9 protein-coding genes and 1 pseudogene are annotated in these 15,588 nt (G+C 67.8%); 2 read left to right on the top strand and 8 right to left on the bottom strand.

What is annotated here, in order from left to right:
- Positions 1-628: DEAD/DEAH box helicase (locus HMPREF0975_RS02625; RefSeq protein WP_009232572.1), on the bottom strand; the 628-nt coding region annotated here is incomplete at its 3' end.
- A 256-nt stretch (positions 629-884) separates the two neighbouring features.
- Here HMPREF0975_RS02625 and HMPREF0975_RS02620 point away from each other — a divergent pair.
- Together HMPREF0975_RS02620 and HMPREF0975_RS02615 are read left to right on the top strand one after the other, a co-directional pair.
- Entirely contained in the window at positions 885-2,132 is a 1,248-nt protein-coding gene (locus HMPREF0975_RS02620; protein ID WP_009232571.1) for a sensor histidine kinase, read from the top strand.
- A gap of 34 nt (positions 2,133-2,166) precedes the next feature.
- Entirely contained in the window at positions 2,167-2,832 is a 666-nt protein-coding gene (locus HMPREF0975_RS02615; RefSeq protein ID WP_009232570.1) for a response regulator transcription factor, read from the top strand.
- A 115-nt stretch (positions 2,833-2,947) separates the two neighbouring features.
- Here HMPREF0975_RS02615 and HMPREF0975_RS02610 read toward each other — a convergent pair whose 3' ends face one another.
- The 7 genes and pseudogenes from HMPREF0975_RS02610 to HMPREF0975_RS02580 all read right to left on the bottom strand — a co-directional run.
- A complete protein-coding gene (locus tag HMPREF0975_RS02610) occupies positions 2,948-4,810 on the bottom strand; it encodes an alpha/beta hydrolase (protein WP_049939353.1) in 1,863 nt (620 codons plus the stop codon).
- Between the two features lie 360 nt (positions 4,811-5,170).
- Complete coding sequence (locus HMPREF0975_RS02605; protein WP_009232568.1) at positions 5,171-6,937, bottom strand: alpha/beta hydrolase; 1,767 nt, start codon at positions 6,935-6,937, stop codon at positions 5,171-5,173.
- 187 nt (positions 6,938-7,124) lie between these two features.
- Positions 7,125-8,816 (bottom strand): alpha/beta hydrolase, encoded by a 1,692-nt coding sequence (locus tag HMPREF0975_RS02600; RefSeq protein ID WP_009232567.1) that lies wholly within the window; start codon positions 8,814-8,816, stop codon positions 7,125-7,127.
- Positions 8,817-9,180: 364 nt separating this feature from the next.
- Positions 9,181-10,977 carry a M20/M25/M40 family metallo-hydrolase gene (locus HMPREF0975_RS02595; RefSeq protein WP_009232566.1) on the bottom strand — a complete coding sequence of 599 codons (1,797 nt, stop codon included), beginning with the start codon at positions 10,975-10,977 and terminating at the stop codon, positions 9,181-9,183.
- 105 nt (positions 10,978-11,082) lie between these two features.
- On the bottom strand, positions 11,083-12,837 hold the full coding sequence (locus tag HMPREF0975_RS02590) for an alpha/beta hydrolase (protein WP_009232565.1): 1,755 nt from the start codon (positions 12,835-12,837) through the stop codon (positions 11,083-11,085).
- 338 nt (positions 12,838-13,175) lie between these two features.
- Entirely contained in the window at positions 13,176-14,768 is a 1,593-nt protein-coding gene (locus tag HMPREF0975_RS02585; RefSeq protein WP_049939352.1) for a serine hydrolase domain-containing protein, read from the bottom strand.
- 482 nt (positions 14,769-15,250) lie between these two features.
- A pseudogene (locus tag HMPREF0975_RS02580) lies at positions 15,251-15,588 on the bottom strand (transposase); the annotation flags it as partial.

Below are 15,588 nucleotides of genomic sequence, written 5' to 3'. Positions count from 1 at the left end.
GCAGGCCCCGCAGGAGGCGACTCCAGCGCTCGTGGCCTGGCAGCAGGGAGAAGTGGAGGAAGTCGGGGTTGGTCAGGACGACGTCAGCATGGGCGCGCACCCAGTCGCGCTCGGGCAGGGGCGTGTCCCCATCGCAGGTGCCGGCGCGCACCGTGCGCAGGAAGCCCGCGGGCGTGCCGGCATCGCGCTGGACGGTCTCGAGCTCGCCGATGAGCCGGCCCAGGGCGGCGGCCTGATTGGCGGCGAGCGCCTTGGTGGGGGAGAGGTAGACAGTGGTGGGGCGCTGGCCGTGGGCGGAGATGCGCGAGTCGACGCCGGGGGCCTGGGCGGCCAGGACATCGGAGAGCGCCGGAAGCCAGGCGGCCAGCGACTTGCCCGAACCGGTGCCGGTGGCCAGAACTGTGTGGTGACCGGCGTGGGCGGACTGCGCGGCGGCGACCTGGTGCGTCCAGGGGCGCTCGACGCCGAGACGGCGGTAGGCGGTCACGAGGTCGGGGTCCGCCCACTCGGGCCAGTCGGCGTGACGGCCGGGGCGGGACGGGGTGCGCTGGAGATGGACGAGCCGGCCGTCGCGTCCGCCGATGGACTCTAGGAGCCCGGTGAGGTCGCGTCTGGTCCCGTCTGCCATGGGGCACAGTGTGCACTACCAGTAGGTGCCGGCGTCCGACTCGCCTCCGCCGGCATCCAGTCGAGTGCCCTCGTCGCGGTCGTCCGCATCCTGCGCCGCCCGCCCTGGATCGCCGCGTTCGTACCTTAGGTCGCGCGTTCGAGGGGTAGAGGGTACGACCGCGAGACCTACCCTACGAACGCGCGGCTGACGATGAGGAACGGCCTCCCCCAGGTGGGGGAGGCCCCCGCACAGGCGCCCTCAGTAGGGTCGGCCCATGGCCGACGCCCCCGTCTCCTCCAGCGCGCACACCCGCAAGGTGCAGATCCTCGTCTGGAGCGGCACCGCCTCGATCACCGTGGTGCAGACGCTGCTCGCTCTGATTGCGTACCTCAAGCTGGAAGGTGACTCCACGGTCGTGCCGGGCTTGGACCGCTGGCAGGTGATGTATGCCGGACACGTACTCATCTCCCTGACCTGTCTTCTTCTCCTCATCCCGGTTCTCAGAGGACCCCGCCCGTCGTTGTCGATCCTTATCGTTGTCCTGGGGTTCATCCCCACCTGGCCGCTGGCGGCTTATGTGTCTGCGACCGTCATCGGCATGCGTAAAGGGGCGAAAGCGATACCGATCGTGGTGGCTGCCATGATCATGGGCGTGACCATGTCTCCGCTCCTCAATCCGATTCGCGAAGAGGCCACGCTATCGGCCGTCGCCACATACGCAATGGTTACTCTCCCGATCTGCATCGTCTGCGTCATGCTGGGCGTTAACCTCCAGGCCCGCGAGGAGCTGCTGCGCTCGGCCTCTCGCGAGGCCCGCCTCATCCGCACCACGCAGGAGGCACGTATCGCCCAGAGCCGCGCCGAGGAGCGCTCCCGCATCTCCCGCGAGATGCACGACTCCCTTGCCCACCGTCTCTCCCTGATCTCCCTCCACGCCGGCACCCTCCAGACCCGCACCTACCTGGATATAGGGAGTGTCCGCAAGATCGCGGGCAGCATCCACACCCTCGCGGCCGACTCCGGACGCGAGCTGCGCCAGATCCTCGCCGTCCTGCACGACGACGGTTCCGCTGACGGCGCTCGCGCCACCTGGTCCGACGTCGAGGAGGTCCTCGCCCATGAGCGGGAGGCCGGCCAGGAGGTCGATCTGCACCTGGCCGAGTCCTGGGCGGATTCCTTCGAGGCCGCCGACGCCCGCAGTCGGCACGCGGTTCTGCGCACCGTTGAGGAGCTGCTCACCAACGCTCGCCGCCACGGGGCCGGCGGCGTGGTGCGGCTCGACTGTGAGGTCGAGGCCTCCGACAGTCCCGACGACGACGGCGGTGACGGCGCCGCCGCTCTCATGGTGCGGTGCGTCAACGACTGCCCGTCCACGCCTCGGCCGACGGCGCCCGGAGGTGGCCTGGGCCTGGAGGGTCTGCGCGAGCGGCTGCGGCTTCTCGGTGGCGAGCTGCACGTCTCGCAGCGCACAGAGCAGTTCATCGTCATGGCCGCCGTACCTGCCCGCCCCGACGTACAGTAGCCCCCCAGGTAGTTGAATAAGCAAAGGAATCGGCATGGACTCACCGCAGCGCCGTGTACGTGTTGTCATCGTTGACGACGACGCCCTCGTGCGCGCTGCCTTGCGTCTCATCCTCGAGAGCGACTCCGGCGTCACGGTCCTCGGCGAGGGGGCCGACGGGCGCAGCGGCTACGACGCGGCGCGCAGCCTGCGCCCCGACGTCGTCCTCATGGACCTGCACATGCCCGGTACCGATGGCGTCTGGGCCACCGCGCAGATCACCGCCGACTGCCCCGACACCAAGGTCCTCGTGCTGACCGCCTTCGACACCGACGCGATGGTCGCCGCCGCCCTGCGCGCCGGCGCCACCGGCTTCCTCCTCAAGGACAGCGCTCCCGAGATCATCTTCAGCTCCGTGCGCGCCGCTGCCGACGGTCAGCGAGCCTTCTCCGGCTCCGTCCTGGACCGGCTCGTTGAGACGGCCGTCGAGGCCGCCCCGCAGCGCCGTGCCTTCCCCGACACCGTCACCGACCGGGAACGCCAAGTCGCCCTGCTCGTGGCGCAGGGCCTGGGCAACGGCGAGATCGCCGCGGAGCTCGCCGTCGGCGCCAGCACCGTCAAGACTCACGTCTCCGCTCTGCTGGACAAGTTCGGCGTCACCAACCGGGTCCAGCTCGCCGTGGCCGTGGCCGAGTGCGCCGTCGACGATGACGCTCGCTGAATCTGCCGTCGCTGGCCCGACGACATCCATGCCCGCCCAGCAGACCGGAGCCTCGGGCCACTCACCAGGAGTGAGCCCGAGGCTCCGGAGTATTTTGCGGGTGTGGTGCGGCTTGTCAGCCCTCGGCTCCGCCGTCGGCGGCGGGTTGGGGATCGGCGGCGGCTGGTGGGGGTTCGGCGGCGCAGGTGGTGCCGTCAGCCGGCGTGGTTCCGTTGACGAGGAAGCCGGTGATGGCCGCGGTGGCGCAGCTGTTCGTGCCGAGGGCGCCATGACCGTAGCCCTCGACGGTAAGCAGGTGGCCGTTGTCCAGCTGGCCGGCGAGGCTCTGGGCCCAGGAGTAGAGCGTCTGGATATCTCCCTTAATCCCGACGACGAGGATCGGGTCGGAGCCCTTGGCGTGGGTCTCCTGGGGCGGGGTCTTCCCCTGGTGCCCCCAGCCTTGGCAGTAGGCGTCCATGGCGCTCGAAGTGCCGCCGAAGAAGGGGTAGGCCTTCTTCTCGGCGGCTGCCTGCGCGTCCCAGTCGGAGGCGGTGCCGCCCGCGTCCGGGTCGTCGTTGCAGATGACCGCGGCGAACATGATCTCGCTGTTGGCGATGTAGGCCGCCGCCTCGACGGGCATCGTCGATGACTTGTTCGAGCCCTGCTTCGCTTTCACCATGAGGGTGCCGTCGTGGTTGGTCATCGCCGGGGTGAGCATGGCAGTCAGCGCCTCCCAGTCCGGCTGTGCGACGGCGAGCCGCTGGATGATGACGGTGGCGTCCTGCGTGTTGACGGTGGCGTCGGAGTCCGGGGCGGTCAGTGGGTTCTTGTCCAGGCCATCGACGAAGGCGGCCAGTTGGGCGACCGCCTCGTCCGTGGAGCCGGTCAGGGGGCAGCCGCTGTGGGCCTGGCAGTGCTCGACGTACTGGCGCAGGGCGCCTTCCAAGAACGTGATTTGCTCGGCTCTGATTTCGCCACCCGATCGTTTCGAGGGATCCATGGCGCTGTCCAGGACGACGCGGCCGACGTGGCCTGGGAAGAGATCGGCGTAGATGGCTCCGATATAGGTCCCGTAGGAGACGCCCAGGTAGTTCAGTTTCGTGTTGCTGTTCGTGGCGCGCAGGATGTCCAGGTCGCGGGCGACGTTGCGAGTGCCGACGTGGTCGAGCAGTTCGGGGACCTGCGAGTGCTGGGCGCACCTGGCGGCGTTGGCCGCACCCCGGTCTATCTTCTCCTGGGCCGCAACGTTCTTGTACATGACTCCCTTGAGCGGGTCCGTCGGGCCGGCGTCGTCGCTGGGATTCGCCAGGTGCTGCTTGATCTCGTCGTTGGTCCAGCAGGTGATCGGGGTGGACTGCCCGACTCCGCGAGGATCGAATCCGATGATGTCGTAGGCGCCTCGAGTCTCCTCCGTAAGCATGGGGGCCATGACCTGCATCATCGCCACGCCGCTGCCACCGGGGCCTCCGGGGTTGAGGAACAGGGAGCCGTGCTCGGCGTTGCCGTCGGAGGCGGCGAGCTTCCTCAGGGCGATGGTGATGGTTTGGCCATCCGGGTGCTCGTAGTCCAGGGGGACGGTGACCATCCCGCACTGGAAGGATGCGGTGCCGTCTGAGCAGTCCTTCCAGTCGATGGTCTGGTTGTAGAAACTCTCCAGCCCCCGGGGAACATCACCCTGGGAACCGCCGGGGTTACCGGTGGAGTTGCCGGAGCCGCCGGTGGAGCCGTTGGGACTGTCGGTGGAGTTTCCGGAGCCGCCAGGGTTATCGGTGGAATTGCTGGAGCCGCCGGTGGAACCGCCGGGGCTGGCAGTGGAGCCGCCGGTGGAGCCGTCGGGGTTGTCGGTGGAGTTGCCGGTCTGGTTGGTGGCTGTGGGTACAGCGGTGGGTGCGGTGGCGTCGGTGGAGCTGTCTGGTTGGCAGGCCGTCAGGGCGGTTGACAGCATCAGTGCTGCCAGGGCCGCGCCTGCCTTCCGTACGGCCAGGGATGTGGATCTCATAAGGGGGTGGCTCTCCTTGCGGTGCTGGTGGTCGTCGTCGGTCTCCACTGTCCGCTGTGGCCGGGGCTCGGGCAGTGCTGGGTCTCCTGTCCGGCTCGTGCCGGCTGGCGGCCCTGGTCCGGGCCGTGTTTCCGCAGCGCCGGACTCCTGCAACGTTAACGACGCGGTGGTGTTGGTTTCGTCAGCCCCTGGGATGATTTAGTTTCTGGGCGGACGAAGTTGACCTCCCGGGGGAGATGGACGACGAGCGCCCTCTTCCAGGAGGTTGTTGCGTTCGTACCTTGCTGCTCGGGGTCTTGGGTCCACTCACTGGGAGTGGACCCAAGACCCCGGAGTGTTTCGCGAGTGTGGTGCGGCTTGTCAGCCCTCGGCGGCTGGTGGGGGTTCGGCGGCGCAGGTGGTGCCTTCAGCCGGCATGGTTCCGTTGACGAGGAAGCCGGTGATGGCTGTCGTGGCGCAGGTGTTCTTGTTGAAGGCGCCATGGCCGTAGCCCTCGACGGTGAGCAGGTGGCCGTTGTCCAGCTGGCCGGCGAGGCTCTGGGTCCAGGAGTAGAGCGTTTGGGCATCGCCGGTGATCCCGACGGCGAGGATCGGGTCGGAGCCCTTGGCGTGGGTCTCCTGGGGTGGGGTCTTCCCCTGGTGCCCCCAGCCGTAGCAGTAGGCCTCCTCAGCGTTCGAAGTGCCGCCGAAGAAGGGGTAGCTCTTCTTCTCGGCGTCTGCCTGCGCATCCCAGTCGGAGGCGGTGCCGCCCGCGTCCGGGTTGTCGTTGCAGATGACCGCGTTGGCTAGGACCATGCTGTTGGCCCTGCTGACTACCTCCTCGGCGGTCATCTCCGGCGACAGGTCGGGTGAGTTCTGTTTCGCTTTGACCATGAGGGTGCCGTCGTGGTTGGTCATCGCTGGGGTGAGCATGGCGGTCAGTGCCTCCCAGTCCGGCTGCCCCAAGACATGCCGATAGATGATTTCGATGGCCTCCTGTGTGTTGACGGTGGCGTCGGAGTCCGGGGCGGTGAGGGGGTTCTTGTCCAGGCCGTCGACGAAGGCTGCCAGTTGGGTGACCGCCTCGTCCGTGGAGCCGGTCAGGGGGCAGCCGCTGTGGGCCTGGCAGTGCTCGACGTACCGGCGTAGAATGCCTTCCTGGAAGGCAACTTGCTCGACTCTGATTTCGTCGGACGATCGTTTCGAGGGGTCCATGGCGCTGTCCAGGATGACGCGGCCGACGTGGCCTGGGAAGAGGTCGGCGTAGATGGCTCCGATATAGGTCCCGTAGGAGACGCCCAGGTAGTTCAGTTTCGTGTTGTTGTTCGTGGCGCGCAGGACGTCCAGGTCGCGGGCGACGTTGCGGGTGCCGACGTGGTCGAGCAGCTCGGGGACCTGCGAGTGCTGGGCGCACCTGGCGGCGTTGGCCGCGCCCCGGTCGATCCTCTCCTGGGCGGAAGAACCTTTGGAGAAGAGGATATCGGTCGCCATGATCTCGGAGAGCGTATTGCTCTTGCCGTTCTTGGTGTCCGTGAGTGACTGGTTGATCTCGTCGTTGGTCCAGCAGGTGATCGGGGTGGACTGCCCTAAACCCCGAGGATCGAAGCCGATGATGTCGTAGGCGCCTCGAAGCTCCTTCGCGAACGAAGAGGACTCGCCCTCCACTACTTCGACGCCGCTGACGCCGGGGCCTCCGAAGTTGGTGAACAGGGAGCCGTGCTCGGCGTTGCCGTCGGAGGCGGGGAGCTTCTTCAGGGCGATGGTGATGGTGCGCCCGTCCGGGTGGTCGTAGTCCAGGGGGACGGTGACGGTCCCGCACTGGAAGGTCGTGGTCTCGTTCGAGCAGTCCTTCCAGTCGATGGTCTGGCTGTAGAAGCTCTCCAGCCCCTGGGGAGCATCGCTTTGGGAGCCGCCGTTAGAACCGCCGGGGCTACCGGTGGAACCGCCGGGGCTACCGGTGGAGTTGCCGGAGCCACCAGTGGAGTTGCTGGCAGGGGCGCTTGCCTGGTCGGTGGGGGTAGGGACAGACGTGGGTGTTGCGGCGCTGGCGGTGGAGCTGTCTGGTTGGCAGGCCGTCAGGGCGGTTGACAGCATCAGTGCTGCCAGGGCCGCGCCCGCCTTCCGCGCGGTGGGGGATACCGGTCTCATGGGGGTTGTTCTCCTCGTGGTGTCTGGGTCGTCCTCGGTCTTTCTTCGTTGCTTGCTGTGGGTCGGGGCGGTCGCGGGCGGTGCTATACCTCCTGTCCGGCTCGTGCCGGCTGGCGGCCCCGGTCCGGGCCGTGCTTCCGCAGCGCCGGACTCCTGCAACGTTAACGACGCGGTGGTGTTGGTTTCGTCAGCCCTCGGCTCCGTCAGCGGCTTTCCGGGGCTCGGCGGTGCAGGTGGCTCCTTCTGCTGGGACGGTCCCATTGACGAGGAAGCCGATCGTGGTCGCGGTGGCGCAGCTACCGATAGCGCCGCCGTGCCCGTAGCCCTTGATGGTGAACAGGTGGCCGTTGTCCAGCTGGCCGGCGAGGCTCTGGGCCCAGGAGTAGAGCGTTTGGACATCGCCCGTGATCCCGACGACGAGGATCGGGTCGGAGCCCTTGGCGTGGGTCTCCTGGGGCGGGGTCTTCCCCTGGTGCCCCCAGCCTCGGCAGTAGGCGTCCATGGCGCTCGAAGTGCCGCCGAAGAAGGGGTAGCTCTTCTTCTCGGCGGCTGCCTGCGCGTCCCAGTCCGAGGCGGTGCCGCCCGCGTCCGGATTGTCGTTGCAGATGACCGCGGCGAGCATGATCTGTTCGTTGGCCTGGCTGACCACCTCCTCGACGGTCGTCTCCGGCGACAGGTCGGACGAGTTCTGCTTCGCTTTCACCATGAGGGTGCCGTCGTGGTTGGTCATCGCCGGGGTGAGCATGGCGGTCAGCTCCTCCCAGTCCGGCTGTGCGACGGCGTGCTGCTGGATGATGGCGGTGGCGTCCTGGGTGTTGACGGTGGCGTCGGAGTCCGGGGCGGTGAGGGGGTTCTTGTCCAGACCGTCGACGAAGGCCGCCAGTTGGGCGACCGCCTCGTCCGTGGAGCCGGTCAGGGGGCAGCCATCCTGGGCCTGGCAGTGCTCGACGTACTGACGCAGGACGCCTTCCTTGAAGGCTACTGTCTCGGTGATGCTGTCGATCTCTCGTTTCGACGGATCGACGGCGCTGTCCAGGACGACGCGGCCGACGTGGCCTGGGAAGAGATCGGCGTAGATGGCCCCGATGCGGGTGCCGTAGGAGATGCCCAGGTAGTTCAGTTTCGTGTTGCTGTTCGTGGCGCGCAGGACGTCCAGGTCGCGGGCGACGTCGCGGGTGCCGACGTGGTCGAGCAGCTCGGGGACCTGCGAGTGCTGGGCGCACCTGGCAGCATTGGCCGCGCCCCGGTCGATCTTGTCCTGGGCCGGATTGTTCGTGGATGTGATGCCCTTGAGTGGGTTTGTCGGGCCGGCGTCGTCGCTGGGATTCGCCAGGTACTGCTCGATCTCGTCGTTGGTCCAGCAGGTGATCGGGGTGGACTGCCCGACTCCGCGAGGATCGAAGCCGATGATGTCGTAGGCGGCTCGAAGTTCCTCGGACACTCGGGGTGCCGAGGTCATTGCCTCGACGCCGCTGCCGCCGGGGCCTCCGGGGTTGAAGAAGAGGGAGCCGTGCTCGGCGTTGCCGTCGGAGGCGGGGAGCTTCTTCAGGGCGATGGTGATGGTTTGGCCATCCGGGTGGTCGTAGTCCAGGGGGACGGTGACGGTCCCGCACTGGAAGGATGCGGTGCCGTCTGAGCAGTCCTTCCAGTCGATGGTCTGGCTGTAGAAGCTCTCCAGCCCCTGGGGAGCATCGCTTTGGGAGCCACCAGTGGAGTTGCTGGCAGGGGCGCTTGCCTGGTCGGTGGGGGTAGGGACAGACGTGGGTGTTGCGGCGCTGGCGGTGGAGCTGTCTGGTTGGCAGGCCGTCAGAGCGGTTGACAGCATCAGTGCTGCCAGGGCCGCGCCCGCCTTCCGCGCGGTGGGGGATACCGGTCTCATGGGGGTTGTTCTCCTCGTGGTGTCTGGGTCGTCCTCGGTCTTTCTTCGTTGCTTGCTGTGGGGCGGGTCGGTCGCGGGCGGTGCTATACCTCCTGTCCGGTTCGTGCCTGCTGGTGGGGCTCTGCTCGGGCTGCACTTCTGCAGTGCCCAGACCCCTGTCACGTTAAGGATGCGGCGGTGCCGGCGTCTTCGGCTGCCGGGCGGATTCGGAGATGTCGGTTTGCGACCTGCGGGTGGATTGGGTGGACCTCCCGGAGGAAGCGGACGACGTCCGTTGTCCTCCTCCGGGAGGTTGCCGTGTTCACACCTTCCGGCACGCGGCAGGCCTCGGCTATGCGGCGGGCGTGCTCGCGGCTGCGCCGTCCTATGCCATCGCGGTGGCCGGACCGGCAACGAGGGCGTCGTCGGAAGCGGCGGCGTCAGAACCGCTGCTGGTCTGTGCGGCAGTGAGCCGGGTACGCCGGGAACCGGCCTGCAAGAGCACGAGTGCCAGCGGCGCCACCGGCACGATCGCGAAGAACACGGTCACCCATACCGCGCTGAGGCTGAGCAGCTCGTGGATGAACAGGATCGTGGGGGCGAAGATCACCACGGTGATGAAGGCCGCCAGCGCCCCGACCAACGGTCGCACCTGCCTCGGCGCCAGTGCGGTCAGCGCCAGGGCGAGCGTGGGGAAGACCAGGACATAGGCGGCACCGGGCACTAGCACCATGACCGGCACGCAGGCGGCCGTCAGCAGGAGCAGCACCGCGGCGATGGCCTCCTGCCCGAGCCCCTTCTTCCAGCGCCGCACCACGAAGTGCGCCGTGAGCCCGGCCCCGATCAGGGCCCCGATGGCGAACATCCACACCAGCAGCGGATTCGGCCCGAGCCCGCTCTCCGGCGCCCACTTCATCGCCATGGCCCCGAGCTGCACCAGCCCTGCGGCGGCGGAGACGGACGCGGCTCGCCAGGTCAGGCCCCAGACGGTCCCCAGGACCTGCTTCCAGTGCAGGGACCTGGCCCGTACCGCGACGGCGCCGAGGGCCGCGATGACGGCCAGGCAGCCCAGCCCCGTCCCGACCGCCGCCGGGTAGCGCACGGTCAATCCCCGCCACAGCTGGAAGAAGTGGAGGTCGCCGTCGGCGGTCAGCGTGGGGGCCTGCCCGTCGAAGGCCCAGGCCCGCGTGAGGTCCAGGGCCTGGTCGCCGTAGTGCTGGAGGGTCGAGTGGTCGACGTAGCGCGGGGCGTCCGTGGACTGGTGGTAGTGGTCGGCATCCCCGACCGCCGCGATGTTGAGCACCGTGAAGCCCTCGGGAATGAGGTTCGTCATGTCGGTGGAGTTGGGCATGAGTGCGTACAGCGAGGGGAAGAGCGAGCCGGTCACGGGCTGCTTCACGTGGCTCAGGAAGTAGCCGGCAACGGCGCTGTTGTTCGGGGAGGTCTCGAACATGAACGCTGGGCCGCTCATGCCGCGCGCCTCGAGGTTGAGGACGAGGTCGACGTTCTCGTAGTCGGCGCGGTGGTGGCGCATCTCATTGCGGGCGCCGATGAGGCCGATCTCCTCAGCGTCGGTGATGACGATCTTCAATGAGTTCTCCGGCTGGCGCCCCTCGGCCTTGAGGGCCCGGAGCGTCTCGACGATGGTGGCCACGCCGTAGCCGTCATCGGCAGCCCCGTGGGAGGTCCCGGAGGTGTAGTAGTGCTGTTCATCGTTTCCAGCCCCCTCGACTGTGGACGAGTCGTAGTGGGCCATGAGCGCCATGGTGCGCTCGGACTTCCCCGGTACGTCGACGACGATCGTGTCGGCCGGCGCGTCCTTGACCGCCGCCTGCTGCTCGGCGGACAGCATGTCGAAGGTCTTCTTGTCCCCCGGCTCGCTGAAATCGAATAGTGGGTCGGAGTGCACGTCGGCGGTGTAGCCCAGGTCGGCGAACATGCCGATGACGTCGTCGCGCGCCCGGTCGTGCGCCTCGCGATCGAGGACGCTGTGGGGCTCGTCGGCGAGGCGGTTGATGGAGGCCATGGCGCGCTCGGCGGAGAATGTGGTCGGGCTGGCGGTGGTCGGCGCAGGGGAGGGCAGGATGAGGACGCTCAGGCCCGCCACCAGCCCCAGTAGGGCGGCGATCGGGGCCAGTAGGCGCCGGGCGAGATCGGGTACGGAGAAACGGCGATAAGTCATGGGGCAGCCTCCTTGAGGATGTGAATCGGTGGCGAGTGGGGAGGAGGTTCGGCGCCGCGCTCTTACCCGAAGGCGCGGTGCGGGCTAAGAGCGCGCCGCCTCCTGTCAGTTCTCGGTTCCGCCGGCGGCGGGCCGGGGCTCTGCGGCGCAGGTGGTGCCCTCTGCTGGGACGGTCCCGTTGACGAGGAAGTCGGTCATGGCCGCGGTGGCGCAGGCGTTCCTGCCAAAAGTGATGTGACCGGGACCCTCGACGGTGAGCAGGTGGCCGTTGTCCAGCTGGTCGGTGAGGCTCTGGGCCCAGGGGTAGAGGGTGCGGTCGTCGCCCGTGAGCCCGACGACGAGGATCGGGTTCGAGCCCTCGGCGTGGGTCTCCCGGGGCGGGGTCTGTGCCCGGTGTCCCCAGCCTCGGCAGTAGGCCTCCAGGCCATTCGAGGTACCGCCGAAGAAGGGGTAGGCCTTCTTCTCAGCGGCCGACTGCGCGTCCCAGTTGGCGACGGTCTCGGCCGTATCCGGGTAGTCGTTGCAGATGACAGCGGCAGCCATGAACAGATTGTTGGCCCTGCTGACGGCCTGCTCAGCGGTCGTCGGCAGCTGGGGCGCGAGCGCGCTCTGCTTAGCTTTCACCATGAGGGCGCCATCGTGGTTGGTCATCGCCGGGGTGAGCATGGCGGTCAGCTCCTCCCAGTCCGGTTTCTCAATGGCGTAGTCCCGGATGATGGTGGTGGCTTCCTGCGCGTTGACGGTGACATTGGAGCCCGGGGCGGTGAGGGGGTTCTTGTCCAGGCCGTCCACGAAGGCCGTCAGCTGGGCGATCGCCTCGTCCGTGGAGCCACTCAGAGGACAGCTGCCTTGAGCCTGGCAGTGCTCGACGTACTGGCGCAGAACGCCTTCCTTGAATGCCGTGGTCTCGGCCTCCCCGTCGGCCCAGTGCCGCGACGGGTCCATGGCCCCGTCTAGGACAGCGCGGCCGACGTGGCCTGGGAAGAGATCGGCGTAGATGGCTCCGATGTAGGTCCCGTAGGAGGTGCCCAGGTAGTTCAGTTTCGTGTTGCCGTTGGTGGCGCGCAGGACGTCCAGGTCGCGGGCGACATTGCGGGTGCCGACATGGTCGAGCAGCTCGGGAACCTCCGAGTGTTGAGTGCAGGCGGCGGCATCGGCCGCGCCCAGGTTGATTTTCTCCTGTGCTGAGACGTATGTGGAGGAGGCCGTGTCGATAGACGCGAGGTCTGAGAGCTTGCCGTTCTGGGTATCGGTGAGGACCTGGTGGATGTCCTCATCAGTCCAGCAGGTGATCGGGGTGGACTGTCCTATGCCGCGCGGATCAAAGCCGACGACGTCGTAGCTGGCCCGGAGCTCCTTGGGCAGGGCAGTGGCCAGGGTCTCCAGTGTCCGGATACCGCTGACGCCGGGGCCGCCCGGATTGAAGAATAGGGAGCCGTGCTCGGCGTCGGAGTCGGAGGCGGGGAGCTTCTTCAGGGCGATCGTGATGGTCCGGCCGCCGGGGTTGCCATAGTCCAGGGGGACGGTGACCGTCCCGCACTGGAAGGGCGAGGTGCCGTCTGAGCAGTCCTGCCAGTCGATGCCCTGGTTGTAGAAGCTCTCCAGCCCCTGGGGGACGCTGGTCTGGGAGTCGGAGGCGTCGGTGGAGCCGGCAGTGGATCCACCAGTAGATCCACCAGTGGAGCCCCCATGAGATCCGCTGGCTGTGGCGCTGGCCTGGTCGGTGGGCGCTGGCACAGATGTGGGGGTTGCGGCGCCGGCGGCGGAGGTCTGTGGCTGGCAGGCTGCCAGGGTCGCCCACAGCGTCAGTGCTGCCAGGGCCGCGCCCGCCTTCCGTGCGGTGAGGGGTGTCGGTCTCATGGGTTTGTGCTCCTTATGGTGTCGGGGTTGCCTTCGGTTTCTGCGTGCTGACAGTTCGCCCATGGCAGCTGTCGGGGGGCGCCTCCTGTCTGGTTCGTGCCTGTGAATGGGGCTCTGTCCGGGTTTGGCTCCCGCGCCCGGACCTCTGCGACGCTAAAGGTGGGGTGGTGCCGGCTTCGTCGGCCGTCGGGGCGGATTCGGCTGGCCTGTCGGAGGAGACGGACGACGTTGTCCTCCCCCAGGTGGTCGCCGCGTTTGTACCTTCCGGCTCAGGGTCGTTGGGTAAGGACCCGCGAAGGCGCGCTGCAGGGTACGAACGCGGCGCCAGGCGGGCCGGCTCAGGCCTTGGGCCAGGCGACGACCAGGCAGACGGCGACGAAGGCGAGAGTCAGCCCCACCTGTATCCAGCCGAGCCAGGCCCGGCGACGCGGCAGCGTGGGCAGTTCTGGCCACAGCGTCATGCCCCGGACGATGCCGTACATGCCGGGCAGTGCCGCCACCGCCAGGATCCAGCCGGGCAGGTACGCCCAGGGTCCGGAGGCCGTGGCCGCCGCCAGGCAGGCGAGGAGTGCGGTCACGCGGCAGGCCACCGCCATGCGGCTGGGTGCGCTCGCCGCGCGGGCTGCCGTGTAGAGGCCCATGATGAGAGCCAGGATGGTGAAGGCTCCGAGGACCACTGCCTGGGGCAGCATCTCGGCCGAGATCGGCATGCGCGCCGTCGAGATCTTCTGGCCGCCGGTCAGGAGCGTCGCGGCGAGCGCGGCGGCGGTGCCGTCCGTGTTCTGGTCGGTGTAGACCATGACGGCCTTGCCCGACTCCTTGTCGATGGCCAGGTGCGTCATGTACTCCATCGTGGTGCCGCCGTGATTAATGATCATGTGCCCGTCGACGACGTCGGTGTACCAGGTGTAACCGATCTTCTCTCCCGGAAGCTGGATTCCGTGCATGACCTCTGCGGGCCACCGCGCCTCCTGTGGGCTGGCTCCGCCGGGGACGGTGGCGGCCAGGACCGCCTGGGCGTAGTGGGTCATGTCCTCCGGGGTGCTCCACACGCCGGCGCCGGCTGGGTTGAAGCCAGAACCGCTGACCGATTGGCCCCGGCGCCCGTTGGCCTGGACGCCGTGGATGGCGCCGTCGGGAATGTCCGCCTGGCCGGAGGTGAGGGTCGTGTGCTCCATGCCCAGGGGTGTGAAGAAGCGCTCCGTGATGTAGGACGTCCAGGACTCGGCCCCGGCGGCGTGGGTGAGGGCCTCTCCCAATAGCGAGATGCCCAGGTTGGAGTAGGCGAACTCGCCGCGCTTGCCCATCTTGGTGGTACGGGCCTTATCAACGAGCTGGTTGATGCTGTCGGTGAAGGGGTTGAGCCCCAGGATGTTTGCTCGCAGCACCCATCTGCTCTCATCCTGCGTGGGGATGCTCGGGAGGCCGGAGCGGTGCGAGGCGACTTCCTCCAGGGTGGCTTCGCCCGCCGGGGTGCCGGCGAGTTCGGGCAGGTGAGTGGACAACGGGTCGCTGGCCTTGAGCTCACCGCGCGCGATGGCGTCTGCCAGGAGCTGGCCGGTGAAGGTCTTGGTGATCGAGCCGATCTCCATGGGAGTGGTGGACGTGTACTGCTGGCCGGAGGCGGTGGTGCCGATGCCGGCATGACGGGCGCCCTCGGCGGTGATGACGGAGACGTGGATGCCTCGGGCCCGGTAGTCGTCGGGCAGAAGACCGATGACCTGCTTGGCCAGGTCCTTGTCGCCGGTGATGGAGGAGGTGTCCGCTTTCGCTACGTGCGGTCCGGCGGCGAACACCGCCAGCGCCAGGCAGACCGCTAGGACCGTGCAGGTCCAGCGGGGGAACCGGTCGTGCGGTCGACCAGGAGACATGGGCCTGACCTGCTGTGATGGCGGCTGGGGACTGGGGACTGGAGAAGTTGCGGTGCTCATGGAACCAGGCTGTCCTGGCGCTCTCGCCGGGACGATCCAGCCAGCCGGTGAGCCCATGTCGGGCCAGCCCGACAAAAGAATGTCGGTCCTCGAGCAGGGCGGGTCGGTGGGGCGACGTGGGGCGTCCCGTCCTGATCCGGGTGAGTGCGGGCAACGGTGATACCGGCGAATGCGATCTCCCATGCGGTTCCAGACGTGCTGAGGGCTTTGGAGCGGTGGGGAGTGTCCAAATCGGTGACAAAGGCGGTAACGAGCACTGAGTGCGCTTGACAAAACCGCGTGATTCTGCGGTTCGTACCGCTGGGCGAAAAGTGGTTGGGCTCCTTTGTATCCGATTTGGACACAATGCTCGGGTCACCGGGGCGTGATGTCTCTGGATGTTGCGTCTCGGGAGATGGGTGACAGTTCTGTGTCAGGACATCGGCGACACTTCGAGGTCAAGTCTCTTGATGTGGTGTAGAGGTCTTCGTGGAGTGTGGTCGTTAGGTGGTGAGAGAGGGGGTGTTGGGTAGGTTCCGGCTGCGGTTGAGAACGTCGAGGCTGAGGTAGCGGCGTCCTTCGGTCCACTCATCGGTCTGCTCTGCTAGGACGGCGCCAACCAGGCGGATAATGGCGTCCCTGTTGGGGAAGATCCCTACTGAGTCGGTGCGGCGACGGATCTCTCTGTTGAGGCGTTCTTGGGGGTTGTTGGACCAGATCTGTCTCCATACCTCGACAGGGAAGGCGGCGGTAGGCCAGCAGGTCGGCTCGTGCGGCTTCGAGGTGGTCGGCAGTCTCGGGCAGGATCGTGTGGACATAGTCCAGGAGGCGGTCGAACTGA

This window comes from Actinomyces sp. oral taxon 849 str. F0330 (genome assembly GCF_000239715.1).
GTDB lineage: Bacteria > Actinomycetota > Actinomycetes > Actinomycetales > Actinomycetaceae > Actinomyces > Actinomyces johnsonii.
The sequence above is the reverse complement of the archived record's forward strand: the minus strand, read 5'-3'. Positions and strand labels throughout refer to the sequence as shown.

Excerpts from the sequence above, each read along its gene's own strand:
- HMPREF0975_RS02590 (WP_009232565.1), bottom strand. The coding sequence starts at position 12,837 with ATGAGACCGACACCCCTCACCGCACGGAAGGCGGGCGCGGCCCTGGCA.
- HMPREF0975_RS02585 (WP_049939352.1), bottom strand. The coding sequence starts at position 14,768 with ATGAGCACCGCAACTTCTCCAGTCCCCAGTCCCCAGCCGCCATCACAG.
- HMPREF0975_RS02620 (WP_009232571.1), top strand. The coding sequence starts at position 885 with ATGGCCGACGCCCCCGTCTCCTCCAGCGCGCACACCCGCAAGGTGCAG.
- HMPREF0975_RS02595 (WP_009232566.1), bottom strand. The coding sequence starts at position 10,977 with ATGACTTATCGCCGTTTCTCCGTACCCGATCTCGCCCGGCGCCTACTG.
- HMPREF0975_RS02605 (WP_009232568.1), bottom strand. The coding sequence starts at position 6,937 with ATGAGACCGGTATCCCCCACCGCGCGGAAGGCGGGCGCGGCCCTGGCA.
- HMPREF0975_RS02615 (WP_009232570.1), top strand. The coding sequence starts at position 2,167 with ATGGACTCACCGCAGCGCCGTGTACGTGTTGTCATCGTTGACGACGAC.
- HMPREF0975_RS02610 (WP_049939353.1), bottom strand. The coding sequence starts at position 4,810 with ATGAGATCCACATCCCTGGCCGTACGGAAGGCAGGCGCGGCCCTGGCA.
- HMPREF0975_RS02600 (WP_009232567.1), bottom strand. The coding sequence starts at position 8,816 with ATGAGACCGGTATCCCCCACCGCGCGGAAGGCGGGCGCGGCCCTGGCA.